This is a genomic window from Pseudonocardia sp. ICBG1142 (assembly GCF_020496255.1).
Taxonomy (GTDB): Bacteria; Actinomycetota; Actinomycetes; order Mycobacteriales; family Pseudonocardiaceae; genus Pseudonocardia.
On the sequence record NZ_JAHLJC010000004.1, the window covers coordinates 362,185 to 381,974 of the forward strand.

The 19,790-nt window shown below is 74.6% G+C and carries 14 protein-coding genes; 10 read left to right on the forward strand and 4 right to left on the reverse strand.

Annotated elements, in window-relative coordinates; all coding sequences use genetic code 11:
- The first annotated feature begins 154 nt into the window (after positions 1-154).
- Both KPL59_RS04175 and KPL59_RS04180 read left to right on the forward strand, forming a co-directional pair.
- Positions 155-1,324 carry a thiolase family protein gene (locus tag KPL59_RS04175; RefSeq protein WP_226359995.1) on the forward strand — a complete coding sequence of 390 codons (1,170 nt, stop codon included), beginning with the start codon at positions 155-157 and terminating at the stop codon, positions 1,322-1,324.
- A 214-nt stretch (positions 1,325-1,538) separates the two neighbouring features.
- Complete coding sequence (locus KPL59_RS04180) at positions 1,539-3,035, forward strand: S1C family serine protease (protein WP_226359996.1); 1,497 nt, start codon at positions 1,539-1,541, stop codon at positions 3,033-3,035.
- Between the two features lie 111 nt (positions 3,036-3,146).
- On the opposite strand, the gene KPL59_RS04185 is transcribed toward KPL59_RS04180, so the two are convergent.
- Genes KPL59_RS04185 through KPL59_RS04195 form a run of 3 tightly spaced genes read right to left on the reverse strand, consistent with a single transcriptional unit; the run spans position 3,147 to position 5,051 of the window.
- Entirely contained in the window at positions 3,147-3,803 is a 657-nt protein-coding gene (locus KPL59_RS04185; RefSeq protein ID WP_020621552.1) for a DedA family protein, read from the reverse strand.
- Positions 3,800-4,600 (reverse strand): MBL fold metallo-hydrolase, encoded by an 801-nt coding sequence (locus tag KPL59_RS04190; protein WP_226359997.1) that lies wholly within the window; start codon positions 4,598-4,600, stop codon positions 3,800-3,802. The genes KPL59_RS04185 and KPL59_RS04190 overlap by 4 nt, the downstream gene beginning before the upstream one ends.
- Before the next feature lie 16 nt (positions 4,601-4,616).
- A complete protein-coding gene (locus KPL59_RS04195) occupies positions 4,617-5,051 on the reverse strand; it encodes a TIGR03618 family F420-dependent PPOX class oxidoreductase (RefSeq protein ID WP_020622685.1) in 435 nt (144 codons plus the stop codon).
- A gap of 209 nt (positions 5,052-5,260) precedes the next feature.
- On the opposite strand from KPL59_RS04195, the gene KPL59_RS04200 reads away from it, so the two are divergent.
- Positions 5,261-5,917: a hypothetical protein gene (locus tag KPL59_RS04200; RefSeq protein ID WP_226350919.1), complete on the forward strand. Its 657-nt coding sequence runs from the start codon at positions 5,261-5,263 to the stop codon at positions 5,915-5,917.
- Positions 5,914-6,639, forward strand: a complete 726-nt coding sequence (locus KPL59_RS04205; RefSeq protein ID WP_226350920.1) for a class F sortase — start codon at positions 5,914-5,916, stop codon at positions 6,637-6,639. Before KPL59_RS04200 ends, KPL59_RS04205 begins: the two co-directional genes overlap by 4 nt.
- Here the strand turns inward: KPL59_RS04205 and KPL59_RS04210 are convergent.
- Entirely contained in the window at positions 6,579-7,808 is a 1,230-nt protein-coding gene (locus tag KPL59_RS04210) for a citrate synthase (RefSeq protein WP_226350921.1), read from the reverse strand. The two genes, KPL59_RS04205 and KPL59_RS04210, sit on opposite strands and share 61 nt — an antisense overlap.
- 69 nt (positions 7,809-7,877) lie before the next feature.
- On the opposite strand from KPL59_RS04210, the gene KPL59_RS04215 reads away from it, so the two are divergent.
- From KPL59_RS04215 to KPL59_RS04240, 6 genes are all read left to right on the forward strand, one after another.
- The gene (locus KPL59_RS04215; RefSeq protein WP_226350922.1) at positions 7,878-9,050 is read left to right on the forward strand and encodes a citrate/2-methylcitrate synthase; all 1,173 of its coding nucleotides are present in this window, start codon (positions 7,878-7,880) and stop codon (positions 9,048-9,050) included.
- A 104-nt stretch (positions 9,051-9,154) separates the two neighbouring features.
- On the forward strand, positions 9,155-10,633 hold the full coding sequence (locus KPL59_RS04220) for an MFS transporter (protein WP_226359998.1): 1,479 nt from the start codon (positions 9,155-9,157) through the stop codon (positions 10,631-10,633).
- A gap of 530 nt (positions 10,634-11,163) precedes the next feature.
- On the forward strand, positions 11,164-11,403 hold the full coding sequence (locus KPL59_RS04225) for a hypothetical protein (protein WP_226359999.1): 240 nt from the start codon (positions 11,164-11,166) through the stop codon (positions 11,401-11,403).
- A gap of 60 nt (positions 11,404-11,463) precedes the next feature.
- Positions 11,464-13,206 (forward strand): 3-oxoacyl-ACP synthase III family protein, encoded by a 1,743-nt coding sequence (locus KPL59_RS04230; protein ID WP_226360000.1) that lies wholly within the window; start codon positions 11,464-11,466, stop codon positions 13,204-13,206.
- Positions 13,207-13,389: 183 nt separating this feature from the next.
- On the forward strand, positions 13,390-19,017 hold the full coding sequence (locus tag KPL59_RS04235; protein WP_226360001.1) for a biotin carboxylase N-terminal domain-containing protein: 5,628 nt from the start codon (positions 13,390-13,392) through the stop codon (positions 19,015-19,017).
- Positions 19,001-19,780, forward strand: coding sequence for a beta-ketoacyl-ACP reductase (locus KPL59_RS04240; RefSeq protein ID WP_226360002.1), 780 nt, complete (start codon positions 19,001-19,003; stop codon positions 19,778-19,780). The genes KPL59_RS04235 and KPL59_RS04240 overlap by 17 nt, the downstream gene beginning before the upstream one ends.
- Positions 19,781-19,790 lie beyond the last annotated feature (10 nt).

Below are 19,790 nucleotides of genomic sequence, written 5' to 3' on the forward strand. Positions count from 1 at the left end.
CCCTTCGCGTACGAGGAGACGGTACCTCATCGATCCAGAGCGGCTCGACACCTGATGCGCATCCGATGGTGTGACCGCCCTCTCAGCGCCGACCCCCTGCGATGGCTTAGCGTCGCGAACGAGTCGTGTCACCGGTGACCGAGGAGGACCCGTCATGCCCGAGGCCGTCGTCTGTGCCGCCGTCCGCACACCGATCGGGAAGCGGAAGGGTTCGCTGGCCGAGGTCCACCCGGTCGACCTGTCCGCCGCCGTGCTGACCGCCCTGGTCGAGCGGACCGGGATCGACCCCGCCGTCGTCGACGACGTCGTGTGGGGCTGCGTGAACCAGGTCGGCGACCAGGCCGCGCAGATCGGCCGCTACGCCCTGCTCGCCGCGGGCTGGCCGGAGTCGGTGCCCGGGGTGACGGTGAACCGGGCGTGCGGGTCGAGCCAGTCCTCGTTCGACTTCGCGGCCGGGATGGTGCTGGCCGGGCAGTACGACGTCGTCGTCGCCGGTGGGGTGGAGTCGATGACCCGGGTGCCGCTGGGCGCGGGCCGCGACCTGGGGCGTCCCTACGGACCGCTGGTGCGCGAGCGCTACCGCGCCGACCTGGAGTCCGGGGAGTTCCCGAACGGCGACTTCAACCAGGGTGTCGGCGCCGAGCGGATCGCCCGGGACTGGACGCTGTCGCGGACCCGGCTCGACACCTACGCCGCCCGGTCCCACGAGCTCGCCGCCGCCGCGATCGACGCCGGCGCGTTCGACGACCAGCTCGTCGAGGTACCCGGGGCGCCGGGGTTCACCGCCGACGAGGGCCTGCGCCGCGGGACGACCACCGACACCCTGGCCGCGCTGAAGCCGTCGTTCTCCGCGGACGGGGTGATCCACGCCGGGAACAGCTCGCAGATCTCCGACGGCGCGTCGGCGGTGCTGGTCACCACCCCGGAGAAGGCCCGCGAGCTCGGCCTGACCCCGATCGTCCGCTACCACTCCGGGGCCGTGTCCGGCGCCGACCCGCTGCGGATGCTGACCGGCCCCATCCCGGCGACGCAGAAGGTGCTGAAGCGCTCCGGGCTGTCGATCGGTGACATCGGCGCGTGCGAGGTCAACGAGGCGTTCGCGCCGGTCCCGCTGGCCTGGCAGGCCGAACTGGGCGCCGACGACGCCGTGCTCAACCCGCTCGGCGGGGCGATCGCCGTCGGGCACCCGCTGGGCGCCTCGGGCACCGTGCTGCTCACCCGCCTGGTGCACCACATGCGCGACCGCGGGATCCGCTACGGGCTGCAGACCATGTGCGAGGGCGGCGGAACCGCCAACGCGACGATCGTGGAGCTGGTCGCCTAGACCGTCCAGGTTCCGCCCCGTGCTGTGGGTGGGGGTCCTCGGCGGGGCCGCGCTCGCCGCGCCGGGGCCGGGTCGTCACCGTGGGACGGCGCCCTCTCCTGACCAGGGCGTCCCGACCGACCGGCGCGGCCGCGACGGGCACTCTCACCCGATGCCCGAGCGATTCCCAGCGCGGTCACAGGGTCGTCTCAGGGTCGCGGCGCACAGTTGCACCATGACCGAGAACGGGCCGGGAACGGGCGAGCCGTCCGACGGACGGACCTCCACCGCAGGCGGCGCCACCGACCCCGTCCGGCCCGCACCGCGTCACGAGGGGGCGGCCCCCGCCCACCCGACCGGCGACGACGACACCCGCGCACAGGAGGCGACCACCGTGACCGACACCGACCACCGGCAGCAGGGCGGCAGCCAGGGGCCCCAGACTCCGCCGCCGTGGGCGACGACGAGCAACCCCACGATCCCGGCGTACGGCGCGGGGAGCCCGCCCACCTCGGTCTACCCGCCTTTCCCCCAGCAGGGGCCGGCACCGAAGCCGCCGCGCCGGTTCGGCGCGGGCCTGGCCGCCGTCGCGCTGACGGCCGCCCTGGTCGGCGGCGCGGCCGGGGTCGGCGGTGCCTACCTCGTGCTCGACGGCCCCTCCTCGCAGGCCACGCTGACCAGCGCCCCCGCACCCGGCACCCCGGCCACCCCCGCCGACGGCTCGATCGCCGGCGCCGCGGCCGCGATCACCCCGAGCACGGTGGACATCCAGGTGCGCACCGCGCAGGGTCTCGCCGAGGGCTCCGGGGTCATCCTGACCTCCGACGGCCAGATCCTCACCAACAACCACGTGGTGGCGAACGCCGCCGGCGGCGGCCGGATCACCGTGTCCACCTCCGACGGCAGGCAGTACACCGCGACCGTCGTCGGCACCTCCCCCAGCTACGACCTCGCCGTCATCAAGCTGCAGGGCGCCCGGGACCTCAAGCCCGCCACCCTCGGGGAGTCCTCGAGCGTGCAGGTCGGCGAGCAGGTCGTCGCGAACGGCTCCCCGCAGGGCCTGTCCGGCACCGTCACCGCGGGCATCGTCTCCGCGCTGAACCGGACCGTCACCGCGGGCGGCGACGGCCAGCCCCTGGTCGTCTACAACGGCCTGCAGACCGACGCCCCGATCAACGAGGGCAACTCCGGCGGCCCGCTGGTCAACCTGGCCGGGCAGGTCGTCGGCATCAACTCCGCGATCGCCACCGCCGGCCAGAGCTCCGGATCGATCGGACTGGGCTTCGCGATCCCGGTCGACACGGCCAAGCGGGTCGCCCAGGAACTGATGGACTCCGGCGTCGCGACCAAGCCGCAGCTCGGTGTGCAGGGCGCGGTGTCGGCCTCCCGCGGCGCCCCGAGCGAGACCGCGGGCGCACAGATCGCGGCGGTGGAGCCGAACTCGCCCGCGGCGACCGCGGGGATCAAGGCGGGCGACGTGGTCACCAAGGTCAACGAGTACCCGGTGTCGAGCTTCGCGGACCTGATCGCCCGGGTCGGCAACTTCGCCCCCGGCCAGCAGGTCACGCTGACCGTCGGCAGCGGCTCCGGTGCCCGCGAGGTGCCGGTGACCCTGGGCAGCGTGAAGGACACCGCCGCCGCGACCGCCCAGAACGGGGCGCGGACCGTGCCGCAGGACGGCTCCTCCGGCGAGCTGCCGTTCGGCATCAACCCCTTCGGCGACGGCAACTGATGCGATCTCCCCGGGGCGACGCCACGCCCCGGGCACCCACTCCGGCCGGGCGCGACACCCCCCTCCCGTCGCGCCCGGCCGGTTCCGTGTGCGCCGGTGGGCCGTCCGGTCTCAGCCGACCCGGTGGCGGGCCCGCAGCCGGGACCGCACCCGTCCGGCCAGCGCCGTGACCCCGGCGACGACGGCCACCAGCCCGACCGCGAGCAGCGCCGCCACCACCGGGGAGTCGGTGAGGTTGCCGGTCAGCACCCCGAGCACGCCGTAGAGCAGCGTCCACAGCACCGCACCGGCCGCGACGGCGGGCACCAGCTTCGCCCAGGTCATCCCCGACACCGCGGCCGCGATCAGGGTCGGCACCCGCCCCGCCGGGGCGACCCGTCCGACCAGCACGACCAGCCAGCCGCGCTCGGCGAACGCGCCGCGCATGCGTTCGATCCGGGCCGCGGTGCGCGCACCACCGAGCCGCCCGCCCGCGACCGCGGCGCGGACCGGGTCACCGGCCAGCCGGGCGACGGCGAAGGTGACGAGGTCACCCAGCAGGGCCGCGGCGAAGGCCAGCAGCAGCACCACCGGCAGCGACAGCGCGGAACTCGTCATCGCCGTCGCGGCGGCGGCACCGACGATCGCGCCGGTCGGCACCACCGGCAGCACCGACCCGAGCAGCACTCCCCCGGCGACGACGAGGTAGGCGATCCGCCCGGCGTCCGGGCTGAGCTCGGCCTCGAGCCAGTCCTGCGCGGGTGCGGCCAGCAGCTGCAGCGCGCTCACGCCGGCGTCCCGACGGCGGCACCGGGCGGGAGCACCAGAGTGCGGGTGGGCAGCCCGGCCGCGGCGACGGCGTCGGCGAAGTCGTGCGGCGGGCGCACGAGCAGCTCCCGCATCCGGGACCCGGTCCGCCCCGGGACCGAGCACAGCCCGGCGACGGCGAGGGTCCCCCAGTGCACCGGCACCGCGACGGCCGGTGCGAGCCGCCGGACGGCCTCGGCGGCGCCGGCCGGGTCGAGGTGCCCCGGCCCCAGGTTCGGGCCCCAGCCCCACACCGGCAGCGCGGCGAGGTCGATCGGACCCTGGGCGGCGACGTCGTCGAGCCCGGGGAACAGCCCGGTGTCCCCCGCGACGTAGACGCGCAGCCCGTCGCCCTCCAGCAGGTGGCCCATCGCGTCGGTCTGCGGTCCGTGGGTGAACCGCGGCCCCCACCGGTGCCCGGAGTGGTCGGCCGGGGTGCCGGTGACGCGCAGCCCGTCGACGACGCGGGTCTGCCCGACGGCGAGCTCGGAGACCCGGGCGACGCCGCGGCGGCGGAGCCAGTCGCCCGCCCCCGTGGGCACCACGACCTCCACCGACCGGGGCAGCCGGCGCAGCGAGGCCAGGTGCAGGTGGTCGGCGTGCAGGTGGGAGATCAGGACCAGGTCGACCCCCGCGGGTCCCGCCGGGTCGACGGCCGGCGCGGTACGGCGCAACGGGCCGACCGAGTTCCCCAGCACCGGGTCGGTGAGGACGGTGCGGCCACCGATCCGCAGTCGCAGGGTGCTGTGGCCGAGGAAGGTCGTCTCCGGCAGGTCCACACCGGCGAGTATCCCCTCAGGCGTTGCCGAGGACCCGGTCGACCGCGATCTGCAGCACCACCCGCCGGGGGTTCGGCCGGGGCTGCTTGTACTCGGCGGCGTAGCGGCGCTCGGCGTCGGCGACCACGTCGGGCTCGTCCCGCACGACGGCACGGCCCTCCAGGGTGGACCAGGTGCGCCCGTCGACGACGGTGACGCTGACCCGGGCCCCGTCCGGTCCGGCCGCGGCGACGTTGCGCGCCTTCTGCGACCCGCCGCTGCAGATCACCCGGGCGGTGCGCTCGGCCACGTCGACGGTCACCCCCACCGGCGCCGCGTGCGGGGTGCCGTCGCGGCGCAGGGTCACCAGGACGCACGGCCGGCGCTGGGACCAGAGCTCGACGAACGCGTCGGAGACGCCGTCGTCGAGCGACCGGCGACGGCGACGGGGCGGGACGGGGGTGGTGGTCACGTCGCCATCCTGGACGTCGCACCGCCCCGGGCGCGCCCGGCGCGCCGAGGAGCCGGTCACTCCGGGCGACACCACTCGCCCCGGTGATCCCCGTACGGGCGACTTGTCTGGCCCCGCCGACCGGGTGTCGCTTCACTCTCCGCCATCGGACAGGGCGTCCCGTTCGCCCCACCGGTCACGAGGATCACGTTCGTCACAGGGAGTGGATCATGACCGCACGTTCGCTCGTCCGCCGCACCGGCGCCGTCGCCGCCACCGTCACCCTCGCCGCGCTCGCCGGGCTCCCGCTGGCCGGGGCGGCGTCGGCCGCGGAACCGGCCGCCACCCCGGTGACGAGCGCCGTCACGGCCCCGGCCCAGGAGGACACCGAGGAGCCGCCGGCCGAGGACCCCACCGACGACGCGACGCCGGCCGACGACGACCCGGACGCCACCGACCCGGACGAGACCGACCCCGAGGAGACGGCGCCCGAGGAGACGACCACGGCTCCGCAGACGACCACTCCCGCGGCCGGTGCTCCCGCCGCCGGGCGGGGCAGCGACCTGGACTGCGTCGACCTCTCCCGCGCCCAGGCCCAGGCGGTGCTCGCCGCCGACCCCTCGGACCCGAACAACCTGGATCGCGACGGCGACGGCCGGGCCTGCGAGGGCCCGGACCTCGTCGCGGCCGCCGGCACCGGGCAGGTGCGCGCGGTCCCCGGCGGCGGTGTCGAGGCCGGTGACGGCTCCGGCGGCGCCGGGGTCGACCCGACGGTGTTCCTGCTGGTCGGGACCGGTGCGGTCCTCGCCGCCGGGGCGGGTGTCGTCGTGTGGAGCGGGCGCCGCACCGGCCGCGCGTCGCTCCCCCTGACCACCCGCCACTCGTGACCCGCACCCCCGCGCACACCGGTCCGCCGGGCACGAGGCCGGTCGGACGCGGGCGCTGCGGCCCCGCGTGCGGGGCCGGTCCGCGGGAGCTGCCCGGGCCGCACGGCCGCCGCGGGCCGCGCGGGGTGCGACGGGTGTGGTGGGGGGTGCTCGTCGTGCTGGCGCTGGCCGTGCCGCTCGGGGCGCCGCCGGTGGCGATCGGCGGAACGGTTCCGCCGCTGCCCACGAGCACGCTCCGCCCGGCGGCGGCCCCGCTGCCGCCGTCGGACCCGGTGCGGGTGCGGGCGACCTCGATCGGGCTCGACAGCGGGCTCGTCCCGCTCGGCCTGACCGGGCGGGGGACGCTGGAGGTGCCACCCGACGGTGCCGCCACCGGCTGGTACACCGGCGCCCCCGCGCCGGGCTCCCGGGGGCCTGCGGTGCTCGCGGCACACGTCGACTGGGACCACGAGCCGGGCCCGTTCTTCCGGCTGCACGCCCTCGCCCCCGGTGACCTGGTGTCGGTCGACCGCGCCGACGGCACCACCGCGACCTTCGAGGTCCAGGCCGTCCGTCGCTATGCCAAGGACCGCTTCCCCACCGCGGCCGTCTACGGCGATCTGCCCGGCGCGGGCCTGCGGATGATCACCTGCGGTGGGACGTTCGACCGGGGCGTGCGCAGCTACACCGACAACGTGGTGGTGCTCGCCTCGCTGGTCGACCCGGGCCGCGGCCCGGTGTAGACGCCGGTCGGCCGGAACCGCAGGCCGGGCTCGGCGTACTCCTCCAGGGCGTGCGCCACCCAGCCGACGGTCCGGGCGCAGGCGAACAGCAGCTCGCCGGCGTCGGGGCGCAGGTCGTGGGCGTGCATCAGCGCGGCGAGCGCGAGGTCGACGTTCGGGGCGGGGCCGTCCCCACCCCGGTCCATCCCCGCGACGACGGCGTCGACGCAGGCCACGACGCGGTCCGCGGCCGGGTCCGCGCGGAGCCGGTCGAGCAGCACCGTCGCGCGCGGGTCGGCGCCCCGGTACACCGAGTGCCCGAAGCCCGGAACCCGCTCGCCGGCCCGCAACCGCTGGGCGAGCGCGCCGGACGGGTCGTCCCGGGCCTCGGCGAGGAAGCGGTGGGCGAGCCCGCTGACCAGTCCGTGTCGGGGCCCGTCCAGGGCGCCGAGCCCGGCTGAGACGACGGCGTGCACGTCGGCCAGGGTGCTCGCGGCGACCCGGGCGGCGACCGTCGACGACGCCAGGCCGTGGTCGGCGAGCAGGACCAACGCGGCGCGGACGTGCCCGGCCGTCGCCGGCGCGGGTGCCCGGCCCGGGTCACGCAGGAGCGCCGGCAGCAACCGCTCCGCCAGGTCGGCCGGTCCGGACCCCGGGTCCCCGGCGAGTGCGGTCACGACCGTCCCCAGCAGCGCCGACGCCGTCGCCACCACCGCGCCCGGCCGGGCGGTGGCACGCAGCGGGTCGGCGGCGGCCACCGCGGCGACGGCGAGCCGGAACCGGTCGGTCGCCCGTGCCCCGGCGGGGGCGGCGGCGAGCACGGCGCGCGCCGGGGCGAGCAGGTCCGGGGCGGCGTCGAACGACACCCGGCCCGGGACCTCCCACAGCAGCGCGGCGACCTGCTCGAGGTCCGCCGACCCCGCGAGCGCCGGCGCCGCCACCCCGCGGAACCACGGCCCCCCGTCGGCGACGAGTGTGATCCGCGTCCTGATGCGCTCGACCGTCCCGGACGGTTCCCCCGCCTCCCGGCCGCGCGCGGCGAGGGCCTCCACCTCGTCCTGGGCGAACCGGCTGCCCCGCCGCTGCGCGCCGCGCACGCTGGTCAGCAGCCCGCGGCTGGCGTAGGCGTAGACGGTCTCCCGCTTCACGCCGAGGCGTTCCGCGGTCTCGGCGACGGTCAGGTACTCCACGAGATGGACCGTATCAACATTGATCCGATCAATATTGACAACGATTCCCGACGGGCGGACGGTCCGGTCATGACCAGCACCGACAGCACCGGCACCGCCGCCCCGCAGGTCCCACCGGGCCTGCGCGGCGTCGCCGTCACCACTACCCGGATCGGGGACGTCCGCGGGGACGAGGGCTTCTACCACTACGGCCCGTACTCCGCGGTCGACCTCGCGCGCACCCGCACCTTCGACGACGTGTGGTTCCTGTTCGTCCACGGCCGCCTCCCGGGCACCGCCGAGCTCGCGAAGTTCACCGCTACCACCGCGCAGCGCCGGGCCCTGCCCGACGCCGTCGCCGCGCAGCTGCCCGCGATCGCCGAGGCCTGCGGACCCGACCTGCTCGCCGGGCTGCGCACCGCCCTGTCGCTGCTCGGCCCGCAGCACGGGATGCGGCCGCTCTGGGACGACCCGACGGCGGGCCCCCGCGACGCCGCGACCGTCTGTGCCGCGACACCGACCGTCCTCGCCGCGCTGCACCGGCTGCGTCACGGTCTCGACCCGGTCGCCCCGCGCACCGACCTGTCGTCGGCCGCGAACTGGCTGTGGATGCTGGCCGGCGCCGAGCCCGCGCCGGCGCACGTCCGCGCGCTCGACGCCTACCTCGTGGCGACGGTGGACCACGGCTTCAACGCCTCCACCTTCACCGCCAGGGTGGTCGCCTCCACCGGCGCCGACGTCGCGTCCTGCGTGGTCGCCGCGCTCGGCGCGTTCGCCGGGCCGCTGCACGGGGGCGCCCCCGACCGCGCGCTGGAGAGCCTCGACGCGATCGACCGTGACGCCGGCGGCTCGCCGGAGCGCTGGGTGGCCGACCGGCTCGCCGCGGGGATGCGGATCATGGGGTTCGGCCACGCCGTCTACCGCGGGCCGGACCCGCGCTCGGCGCTGCTGCGCGAGGTGGCCGCGGAGCTGGGCGGACCGCTGCCCGCGCGGGCCGCCGACGTCGAACGGCGGGTCGCCGCCACCCTCGCCGAGCTGCGTCCGGACCACCCGCTGTTCGCGAACGTGGAGTTCCACGCGGGCGTGGTGATGGAGGGCTGCGGGATCCCCCGCAGCATGTTCACGCCGACGTTCGCGGTCAGCCGGGTCGTCGGCTGGTGTGCACACGTGCTGGAGCAGGCCGCGCAGCGCCGGCTGATCCGCCCCTCCGCGGTCTACGACGGCCCGCCGCCGCCCGAGCCGGTCCCCCCGCGCGCGGAGTGACCCGGCTTGCCGGACGGGTGACCGGCGTGCTCATCTGATGGGTGACTCCCGCTTCGGCGGGGGTCCGCCGTCAGCACGATCCGTCACCCCACCACGGAGGTCGAGTGTTCCGGGCACGCCGTCCGCACCAGCAGCCCGAGAGCACCCACCCCGGGGGAACCGCACCGGCGCCGCCGCGCCCCGGCGTCGCGATCGCCGTCCTGGCCTCCTGCGGACTGCTCGTCTCACTGGTCCAGACCATGGTCGTGCCGCTGCTGCCGCGGTTCCCGGAGCTGCTCGACGTCAGCGGGTCGACGGCGTCGTGGCTGATCACCGCCAACCTCGTCGCCGGCGCGGTGTCGGCGCCGGTGCTGGTGCTGGGGCGGCTCGGCGACATGTTCGGCAAGCGCCGGATGCTGCTCGTGGCGCTCGGCCTGGTCGGGGCGGGGTCGCTGCTCGGCGCGCTGGCGCCCGGGATCGAGCTGCTGCTCGTCGCCCGAGTGCTGCAGGGCGCCGCGTTCGGCGTGATCGCGCTCGGGATGAGCCTGATGCGCGACGTCCTGCCCGCCGACCGGGTCGGGTCCGGGGTCGGGCTGATGTCGTCCTCGCTCGGCTTCGGCGGGGCCATCGGGCTGCCGATCACCGGCGTCGTCGCCCAGTTCGCGAGCTGGCGCTGGCTGTTCGCCGGGGCCGCGGTGCTCGGCGTGCTGCAGATCCTGCTGGTCCGGCGGCTGGTGGCCGAGTCACGGCTGCGCACCGGCGGCCGGTTCGACGTGCCGGGGGCGTTCGGTGTCGGCGGGGCACTGGTGTGCCTGCTGCTGGCGATCTCCAAGGGCGACGACTGGGGCTGGACGTCGGCGACCGTGCTCGGCCTGTTCGCCGGCACCGTGGTGCTGGTCGCCGCGACCGCCTGGTACGAGCTGCGCGTCCCCGCGCCGCTGGTGGACCTGCGGGTCTCGGCACGGCCCGCCGTGCTGCTGACCAACCTCGCCTCGGTGCTGGTGGGCTTCGCGATGTTCGCGGGCTTCGTGCTCGCCACCCAGATCCTGCAGGCCCCGGTCTCGACCGGCTACGGGTTCGGGCTCTCGCTCGTCGTCGCCGGGCTGGTGCTGCTGCCGATGGGCGGGTCGATGGTGGTGTTCTCCTCGGCCTCGGCCCGGCTGTCGCGGCTGCGGGGCCCGCGCACCACCCTCGTGGTCGGCACGCTGCTCCTCGGGGCGGGCAACTTCGCCTTCGCCGCGATGCCCTCGACGGTGCCGCTCCTGATGGCCGCCTCGACCGTGGCCGCGGTCGGCGCCGCGCTCGCCTACTCGGCGATCCCACTGACGATCATGCGGGCGGTGCCGGAGTCGGAGACCGCCGCGGCGAACAGCCTCAACACCCTGGCCCGGCAGCTCGGCACGAGCTCGTGCACCGCGGTCGTCGCCGCGGTGACGGCGACCTACGTGCTCGGCGACGGCGGACCGCCCTCGGCCACGGCGTACACGATCTCCTTCGTCGCGGCGGGCGCCGCCGGGCTGCTCGCCACGGTCCTGGTGCTGCTCACGCCCGCGCCGAAGGCGGAGACCGTCGCGGCCCCGGCCCCGGCGACCGCCCACGGCTGAACACCGGAGTTCCCCGGAACGGTGTCCGGGAATTCGGGATCGCATTCCGCAGTCGCATTCCCACCGTGCGCCGCCGGGCGGCCGCCGCGGCTCCCGCGTACGACCGTCCACATCGGAGGACGAGCCCCGTCCTCCCCCGTTCGGACGATGGCGCGCACCCCGGAGCGCGGGTGACGATCACCGCGCGGACTGTGACGCCGACGACCATGCCCCCGTCGGCGTGTGCACGTGCCGGGACCGACCGGCCACGCCCGGTGATCGTTCCACTGTGGACCAGCCCGCCCGTCAACCTGCGGGTCTGCGGAGCTCTTTCCGAGAACCGGCGAGTAGACCGACCGGTAACATTCTCGCCGGTAACAGTCGGAGTTGACCGACCATCCGTGAGAGCGCACACTCGGCGGCTGGATCACATTCCGATCGTGACTGTTCATCGATAGCGTTGCAGGCACCGCAACCGATCCGATCGACCAGGCCGCACCGCGTCCCGCCTGGCGATTCCGCCGGTCGTCGCCGCTGCTGGAGGTCGTCACATGAAACCGTTCGTGGTCAACAACCACGACCGACTGGTCTTTCCCGCCAATTTTCTCGGTGAACTCGATTTTTCCGTCATCGACGATCTGGAACAGTTCACGGCCATCGTCGGTCGCGATTTCGAGGCAAAGGCGCCCACCGGCACCGACATCCTGAGGCTTATTCAGGGCCGCCTGGCGGGCTACCTCGCTGCGGTCCCGACCTGGAGAAACACCGCACTTCATGATCACCCTGAATAAGCCTCCCTGGAGCGGGTCACCAACGGTGCCTACGAGAGTCGCTTCGCGCTGCTGCGCGACATGAGCCAGAACCTGTTCTGGGTCAACCGGTACACGCTCACCATGTTCGAGAAGCGCCCGACCCGCTGGCGTGACCTCCCCCGCCACCGCGCCGACGTCTTCCTCCCGCTGCTCACCCCCTGGCGCGACGGCGACAAGAAGATCCGGGCCGTCGCCGACGCCTTCGCCGCGCTCCCCACCACCTGGGACGAGGAGACCGAGCGCCGCATCTTCGACCTCCTCTTCGACGTCTACGGCAACCGCCGTCACCACGCGACCGAGCTGCCCGCGGTCAAGCCGACCGTCGAACAGTTCCTCACCACGCCCGGCGCGCAGACCTTCGTCGTGCCCCACCACGACCCGGACTACCCAGTCTTCTCCTTCACCGAGATCCTCGACGCGCACGCCGAGCGCCCCGAGCTCGAGGCCCTGACCCGGTGGGCGATGGTGCTGCACAACCAGTACCCCTGGGACCGTGCCTCCACCGAGCTGCGCACCGCCGAGGAGATCGGCGACGACGAGTACGTCATCGCCTTCCACCCGCGCAACCGCGACGTCGAGCAGTTCCTGGACCGCGCCACTGGCGCCCGTCCGGCGCGGCGCGGCCGGCTCTCCACCCAGTCCGACCCGGTCGAGCCCGTCGCCCCGCTGCCCCCGATCCGGGTGCGCGAGGCGTTCGCGGTGCAGCCGAAGGTGGAGGCCCTCGCCGTCGTCCGGGGTGAGCACGTCTGCTCCAACGACGACGTCGTCCGCAACTCCGCGTTCTCCTGGTCACCGATGAGCGCCGACGAGATCGCCGCCAAGACCGGCATCGACCAGCGCCGCTACACCGAGCTCGACATCGAGGACCTGGCCTGGGCCGCAGCGGTCCGCGCGCTGGAGCACTCCGGCCGCGACCGCTCCGAGATCGGCGCCGTGCTCGTCGCCACCTGCACCAGCGAGCGGCTCATCCCGTCGCTGTCGACGTGGCTGTCCGGTCGCCTGGGCCTGCTGCAGACGCACTGCTCGGCCGACATCATCGCCGCCTGCGCCGGGCTGCCCTACGGCCTGTCCGAGGCCGTGCGCCAGCTGCAGGAGGTGAACCGGCCGGTCCTGCTGGTCTGCGTCGAAAAGTTCTCCGACAAGATCGGCAACGTCCGCACCTCGCGGATGATCTTCGGCGACGGCGCGGCCGCGATGGTCATCGCCCCGGCCGCCGAGGGCGAGCGCGGCGACGTCGACCTGCTGCAGACCTACGCGTCGGGCCCGGACACCCAGGTGAACTCGATCATCTGGCCGAACCCGGAGTTCGACAACGACATCACCGTCTACGGCCCCGAGGTCAAGGCGCTGGTCGCCCGCTACCTGGCGCAGATGATCGACGAGCTCACCGAGCAGGCCGGACCCGACGGCGAGGGCACGATGCTCGACGCGGTCGACCTGATCGTCCCGCACCAGGCGAACAAGACGATGATCCTGCAGCTCGCGGGCAAGGCGGGGCTCTCGGCCGACCAGCTGTACTTCAACATCGAGTCGATGGGCAACGTGTCCGCGGCATCCATCCCGATCGCGCTGTTCGACTCCGTGGCCGACGGCGTGGTGGCCGGCCGGACCCGGGTCTTCGCGCCCGGCTTCGGGGCCGGCGCGGTGGGCGGCTACGCGGTGCTGGAGATCGACCCGGCCGTGATGGCGCCGGAGGTCCACCTGGACCCGACGGCCGCCGCGGTGGCCGAGCCGGCCGTCGCCCCGACCTCCGACGACGTCCGCATCGCCTTCGGCGAGTAGCACGACCGGGTGACACGGGCCACAGTGGGCGGGAAGATCCCTGTCCGAGAGGTGAGCCCGCCCGCATTCCGGCACAGCCCGGGCGACCGTCCGTACCGACCCGCCGACCGCACGACGACGATGTCGGTGCGGCACCCCGCCGCCACCTCGTCGTCGCACTCGTAGGAGCAGTGAACCCCAGCCATGTTCTCGCGCATCGCCATCGTCAATCGCGGCGAGCCCGCCATGCGGCTCATCAATGCCGTCCGTGAGTGGAACGCCCAGAACGGGCCCGACCGCCGCCTGCGCACGATCGCGCTGCACACCGCCGTCGACCGCCGCGCGATGTACGTCCGCGAGGCCGACGAGGCCGTCCTGATCGGTCCGGACGACCCGGACCACATGGGCGCGAGCCCCTACCTCGACCACGCCGAGCTGGAGCGCGCGCTGCGTGTCACCCGCGCCGACGCGGTCTGGCCCGGATGGGGCTTCGTGTCGGAGAAGGCCGAGTTCGCGGAGCTGTGCGAGCGGCTGGGGATCACCTTCGTCGGGCCGTCGGCGGAGGTCATGCGCCGGCTCGGGGACAAGATCGCGTCCAAGCAGCTGGCCGAGTCGGTCGGGGTGCCGATGGCGCCGTGGTCGGGCGGCCCGGTGGCCGACGTCGAGGCGGCCCGCAAGACCGCCGAGACCGTCGGCTACCCGCTGATGGTGAAGGCCACCGCGGGCGGCGGGGGGCGCGGCATCCGCTACGTGGCGGGCCCCGAGCAGCTCGACGAGGCCTTCGAGCGGGCCGCGTCGGAGGCGTCGAGGACCGCGGGCGACGCGACCGTGTTCCTGGAGCGCGCGGTGTCCGGCGGCCGGCACGTCGAGGTGCAGGTCGTCGCCGACGCCACCGGCGACGTCTGGACCCTCGGGGTGCGCGACTGCTCGGTGCAGCGGCGCAACCAGAAGGTGATCGAGGAGTCGGCCTCCACCGCGCTCGACCCCACGCAGGAGGAGCTGCTGCGCAGCTCGGCCGCCGAGCTGGCCCGCGCCGCGGGCTACGTCAACGCCGGCACCGTCGAGTTCCTCTACCAGCCCGAGGAGAAGCTGCTCTCCTTCCTCGAGGTCAACACCCGGCTGCAGGTCGAGCACCCGGTCACCGAGGCCTGCACCGGTGTCGACATCGTCAAGCTGCAGCTGCACGTCGCCGCGGGCGGCACGCTCGCCGAGGTCGCGCGTGAGGTCCCGGCGGCGCAGGGCTGGGCGATCGAGGCCCGGCTGACCGCCGAGGACCCGGAGCGCGAGTTCGCCCCCGCCCCGGGCCGGATCGAGCACCTGGCGCTGCCGTCGGGTCCCGGCATCCGGGTCGACACGGGCGTGGCCGCGGGTGACGTCATCCCGCCGCAGTTCGACTCCATGATCGCCAAGGTGATCGCCTGGGGCCGCGACCGCGACGAGGCCCGCGCGCGGCTGTCCCGGGCACTGCGCCAGACCGCCGCGGTGATCGACGGCGGCTCCACGAACAAGGCGTTCCTGCTGGACCTGCTCGACCGCGACGAGTTCCGCTCGGGCGAGCTGCAGACCACCTGGCTCGACGGCATGATGGCCGAGGGCTACGCACCGCCCCGCCGGCTCGACGTCGCGCTGCTCGCCACCGCCGTGCTGAGCCACGACGGCCACGTCGCCCGCCAGCAGGAGCGGCTGTTCCGCTCCGCGGAGGCCGGCCGGCCCGAGGTGGGCTACGAGACCTGGCACCAGACCGACGTCACCGTCGCCGGGCAGTCCTACAAGCTCAAGGTCGCCCGGACCCGCGCCGGGCGCTACACCGTCGAGCTGGACGGGACCTCGGTCGACGTCGACGTCGAGCGCAACGGCGCCTACGAGCGCCGGCTCACCGTCGGCGACCACTCCTGGACCGTGCTTTCGGTCGCGCAGGAGGCGGACTACCTCGTGGAGGTCGACGGCGCCGTACACCGCATCTCCGGCGGCGAGGCCGGCATCGTCCGCGCCCCCGCCCCGGCGATGGTCGTCGCGCTGCCGGTCACCGTGGGCCAGACCGTGGCCGAGGGGGACACCCTCGCGATCGTCGAGTCGATGAAGCTGGAGACCTCGCTGCGGGCGCCGTTCGACGGCACCGTCGCCGAGATCCTCGTCCCGGCCAACACCCAGGTCGACGGCGGCACGAAGCTGGTGCGGCTGGAGCCGTCGGCCGACGCGGACGCCGCAACCCCCAGCGGGGAGCGCGCCGACCTGTCCGCGTTCGCCGCGACCGGCGCCGACACCGACCCCGCCGCGACCGCGGCCGCGGCCGACGCGCTGTCCGCGCTGCGCTTCCAGGTGCTGGGCTTCGACGTCGACGAGCGCCAGGCCCGCCCGCAGCTGCGCCGCCTCGCCGGCGCCCGCGAACGGCTGGCGGCCGACGACCCGGCCGTGCTGGCCGGGGAGACCGCCGTCCTGCAGATCTTCGCCGACCTGTGCCAGCTCTCGCGCAACCGGTCCGAGACCGACGACGAGACCGGCGAGACCGAGCGCAACCCGCAGGAGTACCTCTACGCCTACCTGCGCTCCCGCGACGCCGAGGACGAGGGCCTGCCCGAGTCCTTCCAGGCCAAGCTGCGCCGCGCCCTGGCCCACTACGGCGTCGCCGAGATCGACGGCGGCGCGGGCCGCGGCGACGATCTCGGCCCGGCGCTGTACCGGATGTTCCTGGCCCACCGCCGCGCGCCGCAGCAGGTGCCGGTGGTGCTGGACCTGCTGAACTGGCGGCTGCGCCACCCGGAGTCGGTCGCGCACCTGTCCCCCGCGGCGCGCGAGGACTACCTGCGCACGCTCGACGAGGTCGTCGTCGCCACCCAGCTGCGGCACCCGGTCGTCGGCGACACCGCCCGGCTGGTGCGCTACCGCGCGTTCGACGCGCCGGTCGTCGCGGCCGAGCGGGACCGGGCGCTGGCCGAGGTCCGGGAGAGCCTCGACGTGCTGGCCGAGAACCCCGACGCCGAGGACCGGGCGCGCCGGATCGACGCGCTCGTCAGGTCCTCGGAGCCGATCCTCGGCGTGTTCGGCGAGCGGCACGACGCCGTCCTGCTGGAGGTCATGACCCGGCGCTACTACCGGGTGCGGGTGCTGCGCGACCTGGAGCTCGTCGAGCACGCGGGCAAGCCGCTGCTGACCGCCCGCTACCAGCACCTGGGCCGGGACCGCACGCTCTTCGCCTCGGTGATCGACAACAACGACCCGGCCGCCGCGCAGGCCGTGGCCGACGAGCTGCGCCGCCGCGTCGGCGAGCTCGACGGGGACCGCACCGCGCTCGTCGACCTCTACGTCACCTCGACCAAGGCCGACGACGGCGGCGACCCCGACGCCCGCGCCGAGCGCGTCCGCGCCGCCCTGGGGAAGGTGCCCGCGCACCTGCACCGGGTCGCCGTCGCCGTCCGCCCGAACCCGCGCGCCGCGGGCACGGCGAGCGAGGAGGCCGAGCCGCCGACCTGGTTCACCTTCCGGCCCGACGAGACCGGCGAGCTGGTCGAGGACCGCACGCTGCGCGGCATGCACCCGCTCGTCGCGGACCGGCTGCGGCTGTGGCGCTTCCGCGACTTCGAGCTGCACCGCCTGCCCGCCGCCACCGACGTGCACCTGTTCCGCGCCACCGGCCGCGAGGTCACCGCCGACGACCGGCTCGTCGCGATGGCCGACGTCCGCGAGCTGACCGTGCTGCGCGACGAGGAGACCGGCAAGGTCCGCTCGCTGCCGCAGTTCGAGCGGGCGCTCGACGCCTGCATCAACTCGCTGCGTGCCGCCCGCGCCGGGGACCGCACGCTGGCCCGGATGTCGTGGAACCGGATCGCCCTCTACGTGTGGCCGGAGGTCGACGTCCCGCTCGCCGAGCTGGACTCGGTGGTCCGCCGGCTCGCGCCGCGCACGGCCAACCTCGGCCTGGAGCAGGTCCTCGTCGAGTTCCGCACGGCCGATCCGCAGGTCACCGGGGGTCAGGGCGGTCCGCGCTCGATGCTGCTGCGCATGTCGCGCCCGCCCGGCGCGGGGCTGCAGGTCAAGCTCGACCAGCCCCCGACCGAGCCGATGCGCGAGCTCGACGCCTACGACCAGAAGGTGCTCAAGGCCCGTCGCCGCGGCGCCGTCTACCCGTACGAGATCGTCCCGCTGCTCACCGCCCCGATCGACGCCGGCCCCGGCACCTGGCAGGAGTACGACCTCGTCGACTCCGACGACCCGGCCCTGCCGGTGCCGGTCGACCGCGCGCCCGGCGGCAACACGGCCAACCTCGTGCTCGGCGTCGTCTCGGTGCCGACCCGGCGTTACCCGGAGGGCATGAAGCGGGTCGTGCTGCTCGGCGACCCGACCCGGGCCCTCGGCGCGATCGCCGAGCCGGAGTGCCGCCGGGTGCTGGCCGCGATCCACCTGGCCCGCGAGCTGGACGTACCGATCGAGTGGTTCGCCGTCTCGGCCGGCGCGAAGATCGCGATGGACTCCGGCACCGAGAACATGGACTGGATCTCCCGGGTGCTGCGCGGGATCATCGAGTTCACCCAGGACGGCGGGGAGCTCAACGTCGTCGTCACCGGCATCAACGTCGGCGCCCAGCCCTACTGGAACGCCGAGGCCACGATGCTCATGCACACCAAGGGCATCCTGGTGATGACGCCGGACTCGGCCATGGTGCTGACCGGCAAGCACTCGCTGGACTTCTCCGGCGGGGTGTCGGCCGAGGACAACTTCGGCATCGGCGGCTACGACCGGATCATGGGCCCGAACGGGCAGGCGCAGTACTGGGCGCCGGACCTGAGCGGCGCCGTCGGCGTGCTGCTGGCGCACTACGCCCACACCTGGACCCAGCCGGGCGAGCGGTTCCCGCGGCCCGCCCCGACCACCGACCCGGTCTCCCGCGACGTCACGACCGCCCCGCACTCCGGGCCGAACTGCGAGTTCACCACGCTCGGCGAGATCTGGGCGCCGGAGACCAACCGGGAGCGCAAGAAGCCGTTCGACATCCGCTCGGTGCTGCGCGGCGTCGCCGACGCCGACCACCCGACGTCGGAGCGCTGGGCCGACATGCACGACGCCGAGTCGGTCGTCGCGCTCGACGCCCACCTCGGCGGCCAGCCGATCGCGATGATCGGCATCGAGTCGCGGCCGCTGCCGCGGCGCGGGCCGCGCCCGGTCGACGGGCCGTCCCAGTTCACCGCCGGGACGCTGTTCCCACGCTCGTCGCGCAAGTGCGCGCGGGCCATCAACGCCGCGTCGGGCAACCGGCCGCTGGTCGTGCTGGCGAACCTGTCCGGGTTCGACGGCTCGCCGGAGTCGCTGCGCGGCCTGCAGCTGGAGAACGGCGCCGAGATCGGCCGGGCCATCGTCAACTTCGACGGCCCGATCGTGTTCTGCGTGGTCTCCCGCTACCACGGCGGCGCGTTCGTGGTGTTCTCCGGAACGCTGAACGACAACATGGAGGTCGCCGCGATCACCGGCTCCTACGCCTCCGTGCTCGGCGGGGCGCCCGCGGCGGCCGTCGTGTTCGCCGGCGAGGTCAACGACCGCACCGCCAAGGACGAGCGGATCACCGACCTGGAGGCCCGGATCACCCGGGCCGTCACCGACGGGGACGAGGCGACGGCGGCCCGGCTGCGCGGAGACCTCGCCACGCTCCGGCCGGACGTCCGCTCCGAGAAGCTCGGCCAGGTCGCGGAGGAGTTCGACACCAAGCACTCCATCGAGCGGGCGCGGTCCGTCGGCTCGGTGCACCGGATCGTCAGCCCCGACCAGCTCCGGCCCTACCTGGCCGATGCGGTCCAGCGGGGCATGAAGCGCACACTCGACACCCTTGGAGGAACCGCATGACCGCGATCACCGACACCAACCCGGAGCAGCGCGTCGCCATCGTGACCGGGGGGCGCGCGGGATCGGTGCGGCGATCACCACCGCGCTGGCCCGCACCGGCGTGCACGTGGCCGCCGGGTACTCGTCCAACTCCAAGGCCGCCGACGAGCTGAAGGGCAAGCTGGAGGCCGAGGGCGCGTCGATCTCGGTGCACCAGGGCAACGTCGGCTCGCCCGAGGACTGCCAGCGGGTCGTGTCCGAGGTGCTGGAGCAGAAGGGCCGCGTCGACTACCTGATCAACAACGCCGGCATCACCGTCGACAAGACCGTCCGCAAGCTGACCGTCGACGATTGGCACGCCGTGCTGCGGATCAACCTGTCCGGCGCGTTCTACATGACCAAGGCCGTGCTGGAGCACATGACCGGCAACGAGTTCGGCCGGATCGTGAACATCTCCTCGGTGATCGGCCAGATCGGTTCGATCGGGCAGGCGAACTACGCCTCCTCCAAGGCGGGCCTGATCGGCTTCTCCAAGTCCCTCGCCCAGGAGGTCGCGAAGAAGGGCGTCACGGTCAACTGCGTCGCACCCGGCTTCATCGAGACCGAGATGGTCGCCGCGGTGCCGGAGAAGGCGCTCGAGAAGATCGTCTCGAAGATCCCGGTCGGCCGTCTCGGCCAGGCCGACGAGATCGCCCGGGCCGTGCAGTTCCTCGTCGACGACCGCGCCGGGTACGTGACCGGCTCGGTGATCAGTGTGAACGGCGGGCTGGACATGGCGTCCTGACCGTCGTTCT

Excerpts from the sequence above, each read along its gene's own strand:
- KPL59_RS04175 (WP_226359995.1), top strand. The coding sequence starts at position 155 with ATGCCCGAGGCCGTCGTCTGTGCCGCCGTCCGCACACCGATCGGGAAG.
- KPL59_RS04180 (WP_226359996.1), top strand. The coding sequence starts at position 1,539 with ATGACCGAGAACGGGCCGGGAACGGGCGAGCCGTCCGACGGACGGACC.
- KPL59_RS04200 (WP_226350919.1), top strand. The coding sequence starts at position 5,261 with ATGACCGCACGTTCGCTCGTCCGCCGCACCGGCGCCGTCGCCGCCACC.
- KPL59_RS04215 (WP_226350922.1), top strand. The coding sequence starts at position 7,878 with ATGACCAGCACCGACAGCACCGGCACCGCCGCCCCGCAGGTCCCACCG.
- KPL59_RS04225 (WP_226359999.1), top strand. The coding sequence starts at position 11,164 with ATGAAACCGTTCGTGGTCAACAACCACGACCGACTGGTCTTTCCCGCC.
- KPL59_RS04230 (WP_226360000.1), top strand. The coding sequence starts at position 11,464 with ATGAGCCAGAACCTGTTCTGGGTCAACCGGTACACGCTCACCATGTTC.
- KPL59_RS04235 (WP_226360001.1), top strand. The coding sequence starts at position 13,390 with ATGTTCTCGCGCATCGCCATCGTCAATCGCGGCGAGCCCGCCATGCGG.